16 protein-coding genes are annotated in these 16,974 nt (G+C 61.9%); 11 read left to right on the forward strand and 5 right to left on the reverse strand.

The features are described 5' to 3' along the window. Positions 1 to 123: 123 nt before the first annotated feature. Positions 124 to 912, reverse strand: a complete 789-nt coding sequence (locus HX790_RS07275) for an ABC transporter substrate-binding protein (protein WP_176991392.1) — start codon at positions 910 to 912, stop codon at positions 124 to 126. A 93-nt stretch (positions 913 to 1,005) separates the two neighbouring features. Then, positions 1,006 to 1,629, reverse strand: coding sequence for a TetR/AcrR family transcriptional regulator (locus tag HX790_RS07280; protein ID WP_017134980.1), 624 nt, complete (start codon positions 1,627 to 1,629; stop codon positions 1,006 to 1,008). Between the two features lie 153 nt (positions 1,630 to 1,782). On the opposite strand from HX790_RS07280, the gene HX790_RS07285 reads away from it, so the two are divergent. The 8 genes from HX790_RS07285 (at position 1,783) to HX790_RS07320 (ending at position 11,055) form a co-directional block, all read left to right on the forward strand. After that, on the forward strand, positions 1,783 to 3,561 hold the full coding sequence (locus HX790_RS07285; protein ID WP_176991393.1) for an acyclic terpene utilization AtuA family protein: 1,779 nt from the start codon (positions 1,783 to 1,785) through the stop codon (positions 3,559 to 3,561). A gap of 12 nt (positions 3,562 to 3,573) precedes the next feature. Continuing rightward, positions 3,574 to 4,446, forward strand: a complete 873-nt coding sequence (locus HX790_RS07290) for an SDR family oxidoreductase (protein WP_017134978.1) — start codon at positions 3,574 to 3,576, stop codon at positions 4,444 to 4,446. Positions 4,447 to 4,449: 3 nt separating this feature from the next. Beyond that, positions 4,450 to 6,063 carry a geranyl-CoA carboxylase subunit beta gene (atuC, locus tag HX790_RS07295; RefSeq protein WP_176991394.1) on the forward strand — a complete coding sequence of 538 codons (1,614 nt, stop codon included), beginning with the start codon at positions 4,450 to 4,452 and terminating at the stop codon, positions 6,061 to 6,063. Positions 6,064 to 6,131: 68 nt separating this feature from the next. Beyond that, on the forward strand, positions 6,132 to 7,289 hold the full coding sequence (atuD, locus tag HX790_RS07300; RefSeq protein ID WP_017134976.1) for a citronellyl-CoA dehydrogenase: 1,158 nt from the start codon (positions 6,132 to 6,134) through the stop codon (positions 7,287 to 7,289). Continuing rightward, positions 7,286 to 8,047 (forward strand): enoyl-CoA hydratase/isomerase family protein, encoded by a 762-nt coding sequence (locus tag HX790_RS07305; protein ID WP_138448967.1) that lies wholly within the window; start codon positions 7,286 to 7,288, stop codon positions 8,045 to 8,047. The genes atuD and HX790_RS07305 overlap by 4 nt, the downstream gene beginning before the upstream one ends. 126 nt (positions 8,048 to 8,173) lie before the next feature. After that, positions 8,174 to 10,090, forward strand: coding sequence for an acetyl/propionyl/methylcrotonyl-CoA carboxylase subunit alpha (locus HX790_RS07310; RefSeq protein WP_017134974.1), 1,917 nt, complete (start codon positions 8,174 to 8,176; stop codon positions 10,088 to 10,090). 74 nt (positions 10,091 to 10,164) lie between these two features. Next, positions 10,165 to 10,707 (forward strand): exonuclease domain-containing protein, encoded by a 543-nt coding sequence (locus HX790_RS07315; RefSeq protein WP_017134973.1) that lies wholly within the window; start codon positions 10,165 to 10,167, stop codon positions 10,705 to 10,707. 63 nt (positions 10,708 to 10,770) lie between these two features. Beyond that, positions 10,771 to 11,055 carry a pyrimidine/purine nucleoside phosphorylase gene (locus HX790_RS07320; RefSeq protein WP_010566373.1) on the forward strand — a complete coding sequence of 95 codons (285 nt, stop codon included), beginning with the start codon at positions 10,771 to 10,773 and terminating at the stop codon, positions 11,053 to 11,055. Between the two features lie 47 nt (positions 11,056 to 11,102). Here HX790_RS07320 and HX790_RS07325 read toward each other — a convergent pair whose 3' ends face one another. Both HX790_RS07325 and HX790_RS07330 read right to left on the reverse strand, forming a co-directional pair. Then, positions 11,103 to 11,909 (reverse strand): MOSC domain-containing protein, encoded by an 807-nt coding sequence (locus HX790_RS07325; RefSeq protein WP_017134972.1) that lies wholly within the window; start codon positions 11,907 to 11,909, stop codon positions 11,103 to 11,105. Positions 11,910 to 12,205: 296 nt separating this feature from the next. Then, positions 12,206 to 13,141, reverse strand: coding sequence for a chemotaxis protein CheV (locus HX790_RS07330; protein ID WP_017134971.1), 936 nt, complete (start codon positions 13,139 to 13,141; stop codon positions 12,206 to 12,208). 535 nt (positions 13,142 to 13,676) lie between these two features. Here HX790_RS07330 and HX790_RS07335 point away from each other — a divergent pair. From HX790_RS07335 to HX790_RS07345, 3 genes are all read left to right on the forward strand, one after another. Continuing rightward, positions 13,677 to 14,126: a hypothetical protein gene (locus HX790_RS07335; protein ID WP_017134970.1), complete on the forward strand. Its 450-nt coding sequence runs from the start codon at positions 13,677 to 13,679 to the stop codon at positions 14,124 to 14,126. 380 nt (positions 14,127 to 14,506) lie between these two features. Further along, positions 14,507 to 15,400 carry a sensor histidine kinase gene (locus HX790_RS07340; RefSeq protein ID WP_026013517.1) on the forward strand — a complete coding sequence of 298 codons (894 nt, stop codon included), beginning with the start codon at positions 14,507 to 14,509 and terminating at the stop codon, positions 15,398 to 15,400. Continuing rightward, positions 15,397 to 16,056 (forward strand): response regulator transcription factor, encoded by a 660-nt coding sequence (locus HX790_RS07345; protein WP_017134968.1) that lies wholly within the window; start codon positions 15,397 to 15,399, stop codon positions 16,054 to 16,056. Before HX790_RS07340 ends, HX790_RS07345 begins: the two co-directional genes overlap by 4 nt. Here HX790_RS07345 and yegS read toward each other — a convergent pair. After that, entirely contained in the window at positions 16,015 to 16,935 is a 921-nt protein-coding gene (yegS, locus tag HX790_RS07350) for a lipid kinase YegS (RefSeq protein WP_017134967.1), read from the reverse strand. The two genes, HX790_RS07345 and yegS, sit on opposite strands and share 42 nt — an antisense overlap. Positions 16,936 to 16,974 lie beyond the last annotated feature (39 nt).

The following is a 16,974-nucleotide window of genomic DNA, read 5'->3' on the forward strand; positions in this document are numbered from 1 at the left end:
CTGGGGCCGCTTCGCAGCCCAACGCAGGGCAAGCCTGCTCGCCACAACAAGCCTGCTCGCCACAGCAAGCCTGCTTGCCACAACAAGCCAGGTGGCCACAACAGGCCTGCTCAACGCAGATAATCAGGGCACCGGCCTCACATCAATGCGATACGGCTCGAAGATCTTCAACATCTCCCCGCTCTCACGCAGGTGCTTGAGCAGCTCGGCGAACGCCGCGCCGGTGATCGGCGCTTTGGGCCGTACCAGCGCGTAGTGGTGATACACCTGGTCAATCCGCTCCGAGACCAGGAACTGCCCGGCCATGTCCGCATTACGCACCATGAAGTCGCTCAGGTACGAACGCGTGACCAGCGCAATATCGGCACGCCCGCGCGCCACCATCAGCAGGTTGCTGTCATGGGAGTAGGTCAATGTGGCGTTGAAGTGTTCGGCCATGTTCTTGGGGTCGGGGTTGAAACCGGCAAAGGCGTAGTGATAACCGCTGAACACTGCCAGGCGCTTACCGGCGAGGTCGGTGAAATAGCTTTGGTCCCGGCCGGGCTTACGTTGGGCGACGAAGATTTCTGCATCTTCCAACCCCATGTCGACACTGGTGTGGGGAATATCCTGCCAACCCCAGTCGGGGTTTTCGAAGATGGCCATGTCGACCCGACCTTGCTCGAAATCACGAAAGCGCCGTGGAATCGAAGTCGGCACCAACACAAACTGGTAGTCGGTTTGCGCAGCGTTCAGGGCTTCGACCAGTTGCGGCAACAAACCGGTATCGGCGCCCTGCTCGGGCCGAACGGTGTAGGGCGGGAAGTGCGCGGCGCCGATCCTGACCAATTGCGCGGCCGACGCCGGCAGCCACCACGCGGTGCCCAGTGCCCATATAGTCAGTCCTGCAGCCAGCCGCCATGGCGAAAACATTGAGGCACACACCGTTTAACACTCTGATGGCAATAAGCTAGGCGTTTTTGTCAGGGGAGACAACTTTCCGTCGGCAAATTAATAGCTTGCGCCTCAATCAGCTTTAAGCACCATCAACAGCGCCTCCTCGGCCAACTGCTCGAGGGTCAGGCTGCCTTCGGCGCGAAACCAGGTGGTGGTCCAGGACAAGGCGCCGGTCAGGAAGCGTCGAGTGATAAACACATCGCCCCGGATGTAACCCGCCGCCTTGGCCTCGCCCAGCACCTGCAGCCAGATGTCCTCATACACATCGCGCAGCGCCAGCACCTGAGCCTGGCCCTCGGCCGACAGCGAACGCCACTCGTAAACCAACACCGCCATCGCCTCGCCACTGCCGCCCATGATCGACTGCAACTCGCAGCGGATCAGCGCCAGCACGCGCTCACGCACGTTGCTGGCCTCTTCAAGTGAAGCGCGCATCATCGCGGTGTTGTAGTGGATGGTTTCCTCCATCACGGCACGCAGGATCTCGTCCTTGCTCTTGAAGTGATGAAAGATGCTGCCGGACTGAATGCCCACGGCACTGGCCAAATCACGCACGGTCGTGCGCTCGAAACCCTTGTTGCGAAACAGGTGAGCCGCGGTTTGCAGCAACTTGCCCCGGGCACTGTCGGGGTCGGTCAACTGGCCGCCGTCGACCATGGTGCGCATCACCCGCAGGGCTTTTTGCTCATCCATGCTGCTCTCCTTCATCTCTACTGACGTCTTGGGCGGCAATTTAGGCCGTGGCCGCCAGCCAAGCAAGCGCTTGGGCAAAACTTATATCAACCGTTTACAAACCAAGCGCTTGCTTGGTAGTCTCGACACCAGCCATCGGAGGAAGGATTTCTCATGAGCAAGACGGTTCGTATTGGCTGCGCCAGCGCCTTCTGGGGCGACACCTGCACGGCCGCCGCCCAATTGGTGCACGGCGGCGCCCTGGATTACCTGGTGTTCGACTACCTGGCGGAAGTCACCATGTCGATCCTCGCCGGTGCGCGGATGAAAGATCCCCAGGCCGGTTACGCCACGGATTTTGTCGAGGTGCTCACGCCGTTGCTGGGGGAGATCCAGCGCCAGGGCATCCGTGTGATCAGCAACGCCGGAGGCATCCACCCGCACGCCTGCGCCGCCGCCCTGCAAGCGGCCTGCGACAAGGCCAGTGTGCCGCTGAAAATCGCCGTACTGCTGGGCGACGACCTGCAACCTCAACTCAAGCAATTGCACAACATTACCGATATGTTCAACGGCGCGCCCCTGCCGCCGATGTGCGTTTCGGCCAACGCCTACCTCGGTGCACCCGGCATTGCCCAGGCACTGGCGCTGGGCGCCGATATTGTGATTACCGGGCGCGTGGTCGACAGCGCCGTGGTCAGCGCCGCGTTGGTGCATGAGTTCAACTGGTCGTGGCAGGACTACGACCGCCTCGCTCAAGCTGCGCTCGCCGGTCATATCATCGAATGCGGCGCGCAGTGCAGCGGCGGTAACTTCACTGATTGGCGTGATGTACCGGACTACGAGCACATCGGCTTTCCCATCGTCGAAGTCAGCGCCGACGGCCAATTTACCGTGAATAAAGTCGCCGGCACCGGTGGGCTGATCAGCGAACTCAGCGTAGCCGAACAGTTGCTGTATGAAATCGGCGACCCGCGCGCGTATTTACTGCCCGATGTGATCTGCGATTTCAGCCAGGTCAAGCTGCAGCAGCAAGGCCAAAACTGCGTGCGCCTGCACGGCGCCAAGGGTTTACCGCCCACCGACCAGTACAAGGTCAGCGCCACTTACCCCGACGGTTTCCGCTGCACCGCCAGCTGCCTGATCGCCGGGATCGACGCGGTGGCCAAGGCCGAGCGAGTCAGCCAGGCGATCATCAACAAGACCTCGGAACTGTTCAGCCAACGCGGCTGGGCGCCTTACACCGAGGTAAACATTGAACTGCTCGGCAGCGAAGCCACCTACGGTGCCCACGCCCAGCGCCAGGATTGCCGCGAGGTGGTGGTGAAATTGGCGGTACGCCACCCCAGCAAGCAGGCCTTGGTGCTGTTCGCCCGCGAGATCGCCCAGGCGGCGACCGGCATGGCACCCGGCTTGACCGGCATTGTCGGCGGGCGACCGACCGTGTACCCGCTGATCCGGCTGTTTTCATTCCTGATCGACAAATCATCCTGCGCACCGCAGGTCGACTTCCAAGGCGCGCGTCACGCCGTTGCATTGCCTTCATCAGCGCCGATGCGCACACCCGCCGCGCCGATTGATCCACCCAAACCCGAAGGCCGCGCGGACGCCAGTGTGCCCCTGGTGAAACTGGCCGTGGCGCGCTCCGGCGACAAGGGCAACCACAGCAATATCGGCGTAATCGCCCGCCACCCCGACTACCTGCCTTGGATCGCCGAAGCGCTGACCCCGGAGGTGATCGTCGACTGGATGAGCCACGTGCTCGACCCACTTCACGGCCGTGTCGAGCGCTGGTACTTGCCCGGCAGCCACAGCTTGAATTTCCTGCTGGAAAACGCCTTGGGCGGCGGCGGCATCGCCAGCCTGCGCATCGACCCGCAAGGCAAGGCCTTCGCCCAACAGTTGCTGGAAATCCCCATCGCCGTGCCGCAACACATAGCCGATCAACTCTCCTAAAGGACCGTCGCCGTGGCCTTCGACTCGATCTTCAAAGCCGACCTGTTCCAGGGGCAAACCGTGATAGTCACCGGCGGCGGCAGTGGCATTGGCCGCTGCACCGCCCATGAACTGGCGGCCCTTGGTGCCAGTGTGATACTGGTGGGGCGCAAGCCGCAAAAGCTGCAACAGGTGGCCGCCGAAATCGCCGAAGACGGCGGCACCGCGCATTGGCAGGCCTGTGATATTCGCGATGAAGAAGCAGTGACAGCGCTGGTCACGCAGATCATCCGCGAGCATGGGCCGATCCATGGGTTGGTGAACAACGCCGGCGGTCAATACCCGTCGCCACTGGCTTCGATCAATCAAAAAGGCTTTGAAACCGTACTGCGCACCAACCTGGTCGGCGGTTTCCTGATGGCCCGTGAAGTGTTCAACCAGTCGATGAACAAGCACGGCGGCGCCATCGTCAACATGCTCGCCGACATGTGGGGCGGCATGCCCGGCATGGGCCACTCGGGTGCTGCACGCTCAGGCATGGACAACTTTACCAAGACCGCCGCTTTCGAATGGGGTTACGCCGGTGTACGCGTCAACGCCGTGGCGCCGGGCTGGATTGCGTCCAGCGGCATGGACACCTACGAAGGCGCGTTCAAGGCAGTGATCCCCACCCTGCGTGAGCACGTGCCGCTCAAGCGCATCGGCACCGAATCGGAAGTCAGCGCGGCCATCGTGTTTTTGCTCAGCCCCGCCGCCGCGTTTATCAGCGGTAGCACCTTGCGCATCGACGGCGCTGCCAGCCTGGGCAGCCGCGCCTGGCCGCTGCACAAGGCGCAGCCGCCGAGCGAGCCGTTCAACGGTTTCCACCGCGCCTATTTACCCGATGTGCTGAAGACGGAGCACTGAACCATGCCGGTGATTGAAAGCCTGATCGACGCCCACAGCCCACAGTTCGCGCACAACCGTGAAGCCATGCTGGCAAGCATCCAACAGTTGCGCCAACTGGAGCACAACCTGCTCGCCAAAGCACAGGAAGCCAAACCCAAGTTCGACAAACGCGGCCAGTTGTTGCCCCGCGAGCGCCTCAACCTGCTGCTGGACCCCGGCGCGCCGTTTCTGGAATTGGCCAGCCTGGCCGGCTACAAACTCCACGATGACAAAGACGGCAGCGCGGCCGGAGGCGGCTTGATCGCCGGTATCGGCTACGTCAGCGGCGTACGCATGCTGGTGGTGGCCAACAACAGCGCGATCAAGGGCGGCACCATTTCGCCGTCCGGCCTGAAAAAATCCCTGCGTCTGCAACAGATCGCCATGGAAAACAAACTGCCGGTGGTGACCCTGGCGGAAAGCGGCGGTGCCAACCTCAATTACGCCGCCGAGATTTTCGTCGAAGGCGCACGCAGCTTCGCCAACCAGGCGCGCATGTCGGCCATGGGCTTGCCGCAGATCACCGTGGTACACGGCTCGGCCACGGCGGGCGGCGCGTATCAACCGGGGCTGTCGGATTACGTGGTGGTGGTGCGCGGCAAGGCCAAGCTGTTTTTGGCCGGGCCGCCGCTGCTCAAGGCCGCCACCGGCGAAGTCGCGACTGATGAAGAGCTGGGCGGCGCCGAGATGCACGCGCAAACCGCCGGCACGGCCGAGTACCTGGCGGAAAACGATGCCGATGGCGTGCGCATCGTGCGCGAAATCGTCAGCCTGCTGCCGTGGGATGATCGCCTGCCACCCGCTCCACAACGGGCTTACAAGGAGCCGCTGTATCCTATCGACGAGTTGCTGGGGTTGATCCCCGATGACCCGAAAAAACCCTACGACGTGCGCGAAATCCTCGCACGCCTGGCCGACGGCTCGCACTTTCTGGAGTTCAAAGGCGAGTTCGACGCCCACACCGTCTGCGGCCACTTGCATATCCAGGGCCGCGCCGTCGGTGTGATCGGCAACAACGGCCCCATCACCCCCAAGGGTGCGAGCAAGGCGGCGCAATTTATCCAACTGTGCGACCAGAGCCGCACGCCGCTGCTGTTCCTGCACAACACCACCGGCTTTATGGTCGGCACCGAGTCGGAGCAACAAGGCGTGATCAAGCACGGCGCGAAGATGATCCAGGCGGTGGCCAATGCGCGGGTGCCTAAACTCACGGTGGTGGTCGGCGGCTCTTATGGCGCGGGCAACTATGCAATGTGCGGCCGTGGCCTGGACCCGCGTTTTATCTTCGCCTGGCCCAACAGCCGCACGGCGGTGATGGGCGGCGCGCAGGCGGGCAAGGTGCTGCGCATCGTGACTGAGGCCAAGCAATTGAAGGACGGTCTGGTGCCCGACCCCAAGGTGCTGGACATGCTCGAACAGGTCACCGCGCAGAAACTCGACAGCCAGTCCATCGCCCTCTATGGCAGCGCCAACCTGTGGGACGACGGGCTGATAGATCCACGCGATACCCGCACGCTATTGGGGTTCTTGCTGGATATCTGCCACGAGGCCGAGGTGCGCCAACTGCAGCCCAACAGCTTTGGTGTAGCGCGCTGATCGTTCCCACGCTCCGCGTGGTAACGCAGCCAAGGACGCTCCGCGTCCCAACAAGGAGAACAACAACAATGATCTTCACCCAGGAACACCAGGAACTGCGCCGCACCGTGCGTGCCTTCGTCGACCGCGAGATCAACCCGCACGTGGACGAGTGGGAAAAAGCCGGGCGCTTCCCCATTCACGAAATTTTCCGCAAGGCCGGCGACCTCGGCCTGCTGGGCATTTCCAAGCCGGAACAATTCGGCGGCATGGGCCTGGACTACAGCTACTCCATTGTCGCCGCTGAAGAATTCGGCACCATCCGCTGCGGCGGCATCCCCATGTCCATCGGCGTGCAAACCGACATGTGCACGCCCGCCCTCGCCCGCTTCGGCTCCGATGAACTGCGCGACGAATTCCTGCGCCCGGCCATCAGCGGCGAGCAAGTGGGTTGCATCGGCGTCTCGGAAACCGGCGCCGGCTCCGACGTGGCGGGGCTTAAAACCCACGCGCGCAAGGACGGCGGCGACTACGTGATCAACGGCAGCAAAATGTGGATCACCAACTCGCCCAGCGCCGACTTTATCTGCCTGCTGGCCAACACCTCCGACGACAAGCCGCATATCAACAAATCACTGATCATGGTGCCAATGACCACCCCTGGCATCAGCGTCAGCCCGCCGCTGGAAAAGCTCGGCATGCACAGCTCCGAGACCGCCCAAGTATTTTTCGACGGTGTGCGCGTGCCGCAACGCAACCGCATCGGCCACGAAGGCGCAGGGTTCATGATGCAAATGCTGCAGTTCCAGGAAGAACGCCTGTTCGGCGCGGCCAATATGATCAAGGGCCTGGAGCACTGTATCGACAGCACCATCGAATACTGCAAAGAGCGCCAGACCTTCGGCAAGGCGCTGATCGACAACCAGGTGATCCACTTTCGCCTGGCCGAGCTGTCCACCGAAATCGAATGCCTGCGCGCGCTGGTCTACCAGGCCACCGAGCAATACATCAAAGGCCAGGATGTGACCCGCCTGGCCTCCATGGCCAAACTCAAGGCCGGGCGCCTGGGCCGTGAGGTCAGCGACAGCTGCCTGCAATACTGGGGCGGCATGGGCTTTATGTGGGACAACCCGGTGGCCCGCGCCTACCGTGATGTGCGGCTGGTGTCGATTGGCGGCGGCGCCGACGAAATCATGCTGGGCATCATCTGCAAATTGATGGGCACCCTGCCCGGGAAAAAATCATGAACACCCTGCTGCTCGAGCCGCACAACGGCGTGCTGCACATCACCCTTAACCGCCCCGCCAGCCGCAATGCGATGAGCCTGGAGATGGTCAACGAACTGCGGTCGGTATTGGCACAATTGGACAGCCAGGTGCGCGCCGTGGTGATCAGCGGCGCCGGTGGGCACTTCTGTGCCGGGGCGGATGTGAAAGACATGGTCATGGCGGGCGGGCAGTTGCCGGCGCTGAACCGCGCCTTCGGCACCCTGCTGCAAGCTGTCGAAGCCGTGCCGCAAGTGGTGATCGTGGTGCTGCAAGGCGCGGTGCTGGGCGGCGGCTTTGGGCTGGCGTGCGTGAGTGATATCGCGATTGCCGACCACCAGGCGCAGTTCGGGCTACCTGAGACCAGCCTGGGCTTGTTGCCGGCGCAGATTGCGCCGTTTGTGGTCAAGCGCATTGGCTTGACCCAGGCACGCCGACTGGCGCTGACGGCGGCGCGGTTTGATGGGGTTGAGGCTGAGCGGTTGGGCGTGGTGCATTACGTCGAGCGCGATGCACAAGCATTGGCGGAACGATTGGATGAGGTGCTGGGGCAGGTGTTGCGCTGTGCGCCGGGGGCGAATGCGCGGACTAAAGCGCTGTTGCTCGCCAGTGTGGAACAACCGGTGGGCCCGCTGTTGGATCAGGCCGCAGAATGGTTTGCCGAGGCGGTGACGAGTGAAGAAGGGATTGAGGGGACGCAGGCGTTTGTGCAGAAGCGTAAGCCTGGGTGGTCTCGATGACGCCATCGCAGGCAAGCCAGCTCCCACAAGGGGAATGCATTTCAAACTGTGGGAGCTGGCTTGTCGGGTCGCCGCATCGCTGCGATAGGGGCCGAACATTCACCCAATGTGCCAAGGGATAAACCCATGCCTGCATTCACCAAAATCCTGATCGCCAACCGCGGCGAAATCGCCTGCCGCATCCAACGCACCGCCCAAGCCCTGGGCTACCGCACCGTCGCCGTCTACAGCGACGCCGACGCCCAGGCCCTGCACGTGCAAATGGCCGACGAAGCCGTCCACATCGGCCCCGCGCCGGTTAACCAGTCGTACCTCAACATCCCGGCCATCCTCGACGCCGCCAGACGCACAGGCGCCGACGCCATCCACCCCGGCTACGGCTTCCTCTCCGAAAACGCTGGATTCGCCCAAGCCTGCCTGGACGCCCGCCTCACCTTCATCGGCCCCAGCGTTGCCGCCATCGAGCTGATGGGCAGCAAACGCCAGTCCAAACTCGCCATGCTCGACGCGGGTGTGCCGTGCATCGCCGGTTACCAAGGCAATGCCCAGGATGACGCGACCTTGCAGCAAGAAGCCAACCGTATCGGCTACCCGCTGATGATCAAAGCCAGTGCCGGCGGTGGCGGGCGTGGCATGCGCCTGGTCCACGACGGCAGCCAACTGCTCGATCAACTGCGTACCGCACGCTCCGAAGCCCTCAACGCGTTTGGCAGCGACGAACTGATCCTCGAACAAGCTTTGATCGACCCGCGCCACGTTGAAATCCAACTGTTCGGCGACAGCCACAACAACCTCATTTACCTGGGCGAACGCGACTGCTCGATCCAGCGCCGCCACCAGAAAGTCATCGAAGAAGCGCCCTGCCCGGTGATGACACCTGCGCTGCGCCAAGCCATGGGCGAAGCTGCGCTGAAGGCTGGGCGTGCGGTCAATTACGTCGGCGCCGGCACCGTCGAATTTCTGCTCGACCGCAACGGCCACTTCTACTTCCTGGAGATGAACACCCGCCTGCAAGTGGAGCACCCGGTCACCGAACTGATCACGGGGTTGGACTTGGTTGAGTTGCAACTGAACATCGCCGCTGGCGAACCGCTGCCCTTGCAACAGGCCGACGTGACCCTGACCGGCCACGCCATGGAAGTGCGCCTGTACGCCGAAGACCCGGCCCAGGGCTTTTTGCCGCAAACCGGCGACGTGCTGCGCTGGGAGCCGGCTGCCCGGGTACGCATCGACCACGGCGTGCTTGAGGGCCAGCGCATCAGCCCGTTCTATGACGCCATGCTGGGCAAAATCATCGCCCACGGCGCCACCCGCGAAGAGGCCCGGCGCAAATTGCTGCGCGCAGTGCAAGACACCGTGTTACTGGGCGTCACCACCAACCAGGGTTTGCTGGTGGACCTGCTCGGGCAAGCGGACTTTATCGCAGGCGAGTTCAGTACCGGGTTTATCGCCAAACACTTCAATGACATCCCACGTCACGCCGCGACAAAGGAGCAGGTCGCGCTGGCCGCCGCACTGTTTTACCAACACAGCGCCAACACCCACCGCCAAGGCTTGTCGGGATGGCGCAACAAGGCCGCCTGGCGCTATCGCCTGGCGGTGAACGACGAGGTGCAGGACCTCGACGTCAACGTATTGGACGGCAACCATCTGCAAGCCAACGGCATCGAGATCCATGACCTGACCACCGACGGCCGCTGGGCCACACTGGTGATCGACGGCATTCGCCGTCGCCTGCCCTACCATCTGGACGACACTCAGCTCTGGCTGCCGGGCGTGAAGATCATCAACCGCACCCAACACGTCGCCAGCCGCCAGGCCGACGCCAGCACCGGCATCGTCAAGGCACCGATGGACGGCGCGATTGTCGATATCCGCGTGAGCGCCGGTGAAAGCGTCAGCAAAGGCCAACTGCTGCTGGTGCTCGAAGCCATGAAAATGGAACATCCGCTGACGGCCGGCATCGACGGTGTGATCAAGGGTGTGCAGGTCGTCGCAGGTGATCAAGTGCGCAATCGCCAGGTTTTGCTGGAGATCGAATAACACCCTAGGCGGAACTACACGGCCCAGCTACGCTCTATCCCCATCAGGAAAGGACGAGTACGGGAACCTGCACGATGCCCCATTGGCTGATTATTGACCTTGAAGCCACAACGGATGAAGGCGGCTGGCCCGTGACGGAGATGGAAGTCATCGAGATCGGCGCCAGCCTCGTGAACCGCCAGGGCCGCGAACTGGATCACTTCCAGCGCTTTGTGCGGCCGCTGCGTCGCCCCTTGCTGACGCCGTTCTGTCGCCAACTCACGCATATCACCCAGGCCAACATCGACGCGGCGGCGCCGATCACCGAGGTGTGGCCCTTGTTTGAGCGTTGGCTGGGCCAACATCAAGCGCGCCTGGAAGGCTGGGCCAGCTGGGGCGACTACGACCGCGCGCAGCTTGAACTTGAATGGCAACGCCATGGCCTGACCAGCGCGCTCGCCCAGACCGCGCATGTGAACCTCAAGCAGCGTTTCGCCAAGGCCCGGCGGCTGGACAAGCCCTTGGGGCTCAACGGTGCGCTGCAATTGGCGGGGATGCAGTTCCATGGCCAGCAACATCGGGCATTGGAAGACGCGCGCAACACCGCACGCCTGCTGCCGTTGATTTTGCCGGTCTAGGCAGCACCCCCGGCCTTGGGCATACTGGCCGACCTTTCCAGACCCTTTTCCGAGGATTCACCCATGTTCAAAGTCAACGAGTACTTCGACGGCACCGTCAAGTCGATCGCTTTCGGCACCGCAGAGGGCCCTGCGACCATCGGCGTGATGGCACCGGGTGAATACGAATTCGGCACCGCCCAGCGTGAAATCATGCACGTGGTGTCCGGCGCCCTGTCCGTCAAGCTGCCAGATGCCAACGCCTGGGAAACCTTCGCGGCCGGCAGCCAGTTCAACGTGCCGGCCAACAGCAAGTTCCAACTGAAGGTTGCCGTAGACACCGCTTACCTGTGCGAATACCGCGGCTAAGGGTTACAGCGCAAAAAAATGCCCGTCTCGCAGGAGACGGGCATTTTTTATTCCAGGATCGTCACGGGCATTCCGACGGCTAATTCACCGCTGCCATCGTTGACCAGGTTCTGGCCGAACATCACGTCACCGCCCTGCTCACGGTAGGTCTTGAGTGTCGCCAGCGGCTCACGGTCGGCGCTGCGCTCGCCGCTGGCCGGGTCGATGGTGGTGAGGATGCAGCGCGAGCACGACTTGACCACGCGAAACTCCACGTCGCCGATACGCACGCGCTTCCAACCGTCTTCGGCGAAGGCCTCGCTGCCTTCAATCACTAGATTGGGACGGAAACGCAGCATTTCCATCGGCCGGCCGATGCGCTGGGACAGGTCGTCCAACGAGGCCTGGCCGATCAGCAGCAAGGGGAAACCATCGGCAAAACCGACCTGATCGTCGTCCTTGCCATAACCGGCCTCGGTAGTACGTGCACGTGCCAGCGGCACCTGCACCAGCCGCGTGGGCTTGCCGATAAAGTCGCTGACCCAGGCCGCCGCCGCATCGCCGGCATCCGGCACACGCAGTGTGTCGCGCCATATCGTCACGCCGCGCAACTCGGCATCGCTGCCCGGCAGCGCCACGTCCAGCGTGGCAAAGCCAGGCGAATTAAGGGTCAGGCCACCGGCGCTGTTCCACAACGCCGACAACTGGCTCATCTTCGCCACCGCCCGCTGGGTCAGGAATCGGCCACTGGCTTCGTCCACCAGCATCCAGCGTCGATCCCCATCCAGCCCGAGTTTATCCAGGCCGATGTGCTGCAAGGCTTCGGCCTTGCCAGACTTCAAGGGGTAACGGTACAGCGCGCTGAGACGAAGCATGGGCCTGCATTCCTGAGGGGGACAAAGCGCCACCCTATAGGACGGGACTTCCAGAATCAAAGGTCGCTGGAGCTCTTGTGACCGGTAAGCTTACTGTGGCGAACAGGCTTGCCCGGCGTTGGGGGGCGAAGCGGCCCTGAAACCAGGCGCTTTGGTTTTGCCTGGAAGTACGCGGCGCCTTTATAGGGGCTGCTTCGCAGCCCAACGCAGGGCAAGCCTGCTCGCCACAACAAGCCTGCTTGCCACAGCAAGCCTGCCTGCCATCACGAGACTGCCTGCCACAATAGGCCGCCTGCTCAGGCGGGCACTTCGTCCAACATCAAGCGTTGGCGCACCACATCCACCAGCTTGTCGGGCTGGAATTTGGACAGGAAGTTGTCGCAACCGACCTTCTTGACCATTGAGTCGTTGAAGCTGCCCGACAGCGAGGTGTGCAGCACCACATAAAGGCCACGCAGGCGCGGGTCGTTGCGGATTTCGGTGGTCAGGCGGTAGCCGTCCATCTCGGGCATTTCGGCGTCGGTGAAGATCATCAGCAATTTGTCGGTCATGACCTGGCCGCTGTCGGCCCAGGCCTTGAGCATGTTCAGCGCCTTGAGGCCGTCGCTGGCAATGTGCATCTTCACGCCGAGTTGCCCCAGGGTGTCGCGCAGTTGCGAGAGGGCCACGTTGGAATCGTCCACCAGCAGCACTTCGCGGCCACGGGCACGTTCCAGCACCGGGTCTTCGAGTTTTTCGCGGGAGACTTTGGCGTTATAGGGCACGATTTCGGCGAGGACTTTTTCCACGTCGATGATTTCCACCAACTGGTCATCGACCTTGCTGATGGCCGTGAGGTAATGCTGGCGCCCGGCGCTGGCCGGTGGCGGCAGGATGGCTTCCCAGTTCATGTTGACGATACGGTCCACACCGCCCACCAGGAAGGCCTGCACCGAGCGGTTGTACTCGGTGACGATAATCGTGCTGTTCGGCCCCGGCACCAGCGGGCGCATGCCGATGGCCTGTGACAGGTCGATGACCGGCAGGGTCTGGCCACGCAGGTTGACCACGCCGCATACAAACGGGTGACGCTGGGGCATCAGGGTCAACTTGGGCAGTTGCAGGACTTCCTGAACCTTGAACACGTTGATCGCAAACAATTGCCGCCCGGCCAGGCGAAACATGAGGATCTCCAGGCGATTCTCACCCACCAGTTGCGTGCGTTGATCTACCGTGTCGAGAATGCCGGCCATTAAAAGCTCCTGATGTGGGATTGTGCAGCTCACTTAAGGGTGGTTATCGGCGGCAAGCGCCAGACCTTGACCCCGGTAAAATGCCATGTAAATACATTGATGTCACACTGACATCATGGTTTACTGCAATCCGCTCTCCAGACGGCAGTACAGCGACCTTGCGCGACATTCAAATCGACGTAGGGTTCCGCTGTGTAAGGGATTCCCCTATGCACAATCAGGCCCGACCTGATATTCGCGATATCTAATAGCCATTAATGTGACGCCATTCTCATTGCATGAATGGAGTCAGGCTTTTGTTTGCCATCCCAAGCCCTCGGCCCACGGGTCTTCCAGACTTATACGTGGCGGCAACCAAAGTTGTGCAAATGACCCGAATGACCAGGGCCTTCCACGGCTACTCTGATCATTCAAGTAACGGTCCTACTGAAATTTCAGAAGCAGGCTACAGATCTCAGTCATATTTCAGCGGTAGTTTTACGCCATTCACCCGGTGCGACATCTCATCACCCGACCTTATGTTGCGGAGACTTGCATGATGAATAGCGCAAACGAATGGCAGACTGCACTTCCCGAGTTTCTGCTGGAAGCCGAAAAGCTTTTGGCCAAGTCAGAAGAGTGCCTGCACCATTTACATCTGATTCGCAACGACAGCGATGCCATCGACTGCATGAAAACCAGCCTGGCCAAGCTGGCGGAAAAAGCCGAAGGCCTGGCCCTGCAGGCGATCAGCGAGTTTTCCCGACATATCCAATACCTGATCGCCAACGCCGCAAGCCCCATGGAGCTGCACGACCAGGCGCTGAGTGCCCTGCATGACTGCCTGACGCTGCTGGCCTGGCAACTGGAGCTGATCGACATCCGCACCGGCGAACTGACGCTGGACGACAGCGAACAAACCACACTGATCGCGACCGTCACTTTGCACATCCCGCAGAAAGACTTCACGCATAAACCACAACAGCGCGTACATCACGCGTCCTGAGTACTGACAGGTCGTATTTGATCGTCGAGTTATCTAAAAACGACCGTACATTAAACGGTCGACAATGATGCGTGGGCGATATATATCAATTAGCCATCAACGCAATATCGATACAAACAAACCAAATTAATATAACTATGCTGAGTAAACCGCTGGCTCTTTGAACTACGGAGTCAGGTTCCTCGGCGTTTGGCGCAGATTAGGCGGCACCGGGTAAGGCGCCAGGCGACCGACGGTAATAGTGGTGGTACTATGCCCCGTTCGAAGTGACTCAACTTCATCATGTATAAAAAAACGTTCCAGCACCGTATTCTACACAGAGCCCTGTCAGCCGCAGTGACCGGTCTTCCCGCAGCGAACCTTCATTGGCTCCATCCGCTATGTACGCCAGCCTAAAGTCACTCATCGCAAGGTCCGTGTCCCGCAGCAATGCTCGCCGCCTGGCCCTCGCCCTGTGCCTTTGCTCGCTGTTGGTCAGTCTGTGGGCCTACACACGCTCAGCTCCCCTGCCTTTGTTGATAGTGCTGCTCAACCTGGCCACCCTGGTGGTGGTGGGGCTGCAGCAGTGGCGCTCGCGCAAGTCGATAAAATTCCAGCCGCAGGAACTGGCCGACCGCCTGCTACAGGTCCAGGAAAACGAACGCCACCGCCTCAGCCGCGAACTGCATGACGATATCGGCCAACTGCTGACCGCCGCCAAACTGCAAAGCGAATGGCTCAAGCGTCGCCTGCCCGACGACCTGCAAAGCCAATGCACGGTGTTATGCAATACCTTGAACGAAACCCTGGCCAAAGTGCGCGACGTGTCCGCCATCCTCAACCCCCGCCAGTTGGCCAGCCTGGGCCTTGAGGCGAGCCTGCGCGCGCACTTGCTCAAGACCCTGGAAAACACCTCGGTGCACTGGAGCCTGGAATGCCAGCAGCGCCTGACCGGCATCCCGGAAGAAATGGCCGTGGCCGCCTTTCGCATCACCCAGGAAGCGGTGACCAATATGTTGCGCCATGCCCAGGCGCAGAATTTGCTGGTACGCCTGCAACGCCTGCCCGAAGGCCTGTCGCTGATGATCTGCGATGACGGCCTGGGCTTTTCACCGGCGACCAACCCAGGCCTTGAAGGCCAACGAGGCATGGCCGGCATGACCGAGCGCATCGACCAACTGGGCGGTGCATTGTCTGTCAGCAGCCAGCCAGGCAAAGGCACGCGCATCGACGCGCTTTTTCCCTGGGCGCCCCGCGCCCTCGAACGGGCCAATTCCCCTAAGGTTCTCGAGTGACTTGCAACTTACTCCTGGTGGATGACCACGCACTGATCCGGGCCGGCGTACGCGCGCTGATCCAGGATATCCAAGGCTACAGCGTGATCGGCGAGGCCAGCGATGGCGCGCAATTGCTGGAGACATTCAGCGCGCTGCAGCCAGATATCGTGCTGCTCGACCTGTCGATGAAATACACCGGCGGCCTCGACGCCCTTCAGCAACTCAAGGCGGCCTACCCCAAAAGCAAGGTGCTGATCCTGTCGATGCACACCGACCCGGAGCTGATCATGCGCGCGCTGGAGTCCGGCGCCCATGGCTACCTGCTCAAGGACACCACCGCCAGCGAGCTGGAACATGCCCTGCTGGCCTTGCGTAACAACGAGCGCTACCTGAGCCCTGCGATTGCCCACACGGTGATCAACCAGGCGCTGATCCGCAGCCAGGGGCCTGTCTCCTCCGCCGCCGACAGCCATAACCTTACGGCGCGCCAGCTGGAGATCCTGCGTTTGATCGTGCGCGGCAAGTCCACCCGGGAAATCGCCCATGGCCTGGGCTTGAGTATCAAGACAGTGGAAGCGCATCGCTCGCAGATCATGAAACGCCTGCAGATCTTCGACGTGGCGGGCCTGGTGTTATTCGCCGTTCGCGAGCAGATCATCAGCCTGGACGACTAACGGCGAGCCCGCCGGCAAGTGCACGCGCAGGGCCTTGGGCAGCGCGGAAAAACGCAGGTCATCGCCTTTCAATGGCTCGCCATCAAGGTTGATATACAGCCCTTCGGCCACTTTGATCTCGACCCATGGCAGGCGCGCGCGGACAAACATATTGTCCAGGCCCCAGCCGTCACTCATCAGGGTCATCAGCGTGCCGACCACTTCCTGGGGCGCCGGCAAAATACTGATATCAAGCAAGCCATCATCGGCCAGCGCGCCAGGGCACAGCACATGCCCACCGCCCGCCTGGCGGCCGTTGCCGATGCCCAGTGCAAGCAAATCGCCCTTCCAGTGAAAGCCAGGCCCTTCCAGCTCGCCATACGCCGCCTTCAACTCGCTGAAACGCGACAGCCCGGTGAACAGATACGCCGCGCCGCCCAGCACTTTTTTCAGGTCTTCAGAGGTATTTGCGGTGACCTGGCTGCCAAAGCCGCCGGTGGCCATATTGAGGAACATCTGCCCACCGGCCTGACCGAGGTCGATGGCCCTGGGCGGCACATCCAGCAGCGCCAGCGCGCGTTCAGGCTCCAGCGGCACACCGGCGGCGCGGGCAAAGTCGTTGGCGGTGCCCAGCGGCATCAACACCAGGCTGGCGTCGGTCTTGGCCAAGGCCATGGCCTCGGCTACATCACGCAACGTGCCGTCGCCACCACCGGCGATCAAGTGGGTATAACCGTCGGCCAAGGCTTCATTGACCAGGCGCTGGGCATCGCCGCCCTCCCACGTCACCCGTACCGCCAGCTCCCAACCCTGCTCGCGCCGGGCCTGCACGGCAGCGCGCACGTCCTCATTGAGGGCTTGCTTGCCGTGCAGGATCAACAGTGCTTTGGGGGTGGTCATGGGGGCATTCTCCTGGGTTCAAGGGTTCCTGAAGGATGT

Source organism: Pseudomonas sp. IPO3747 (assembly GCF_013385245.1).
Lineage (GTDB): Bacteria > Pseudomonadota > Gammaproteobacteria > Pseudomonadales > Pseudomonadaceae > Aquipseudomonas > Aquipseudomonas edaphica.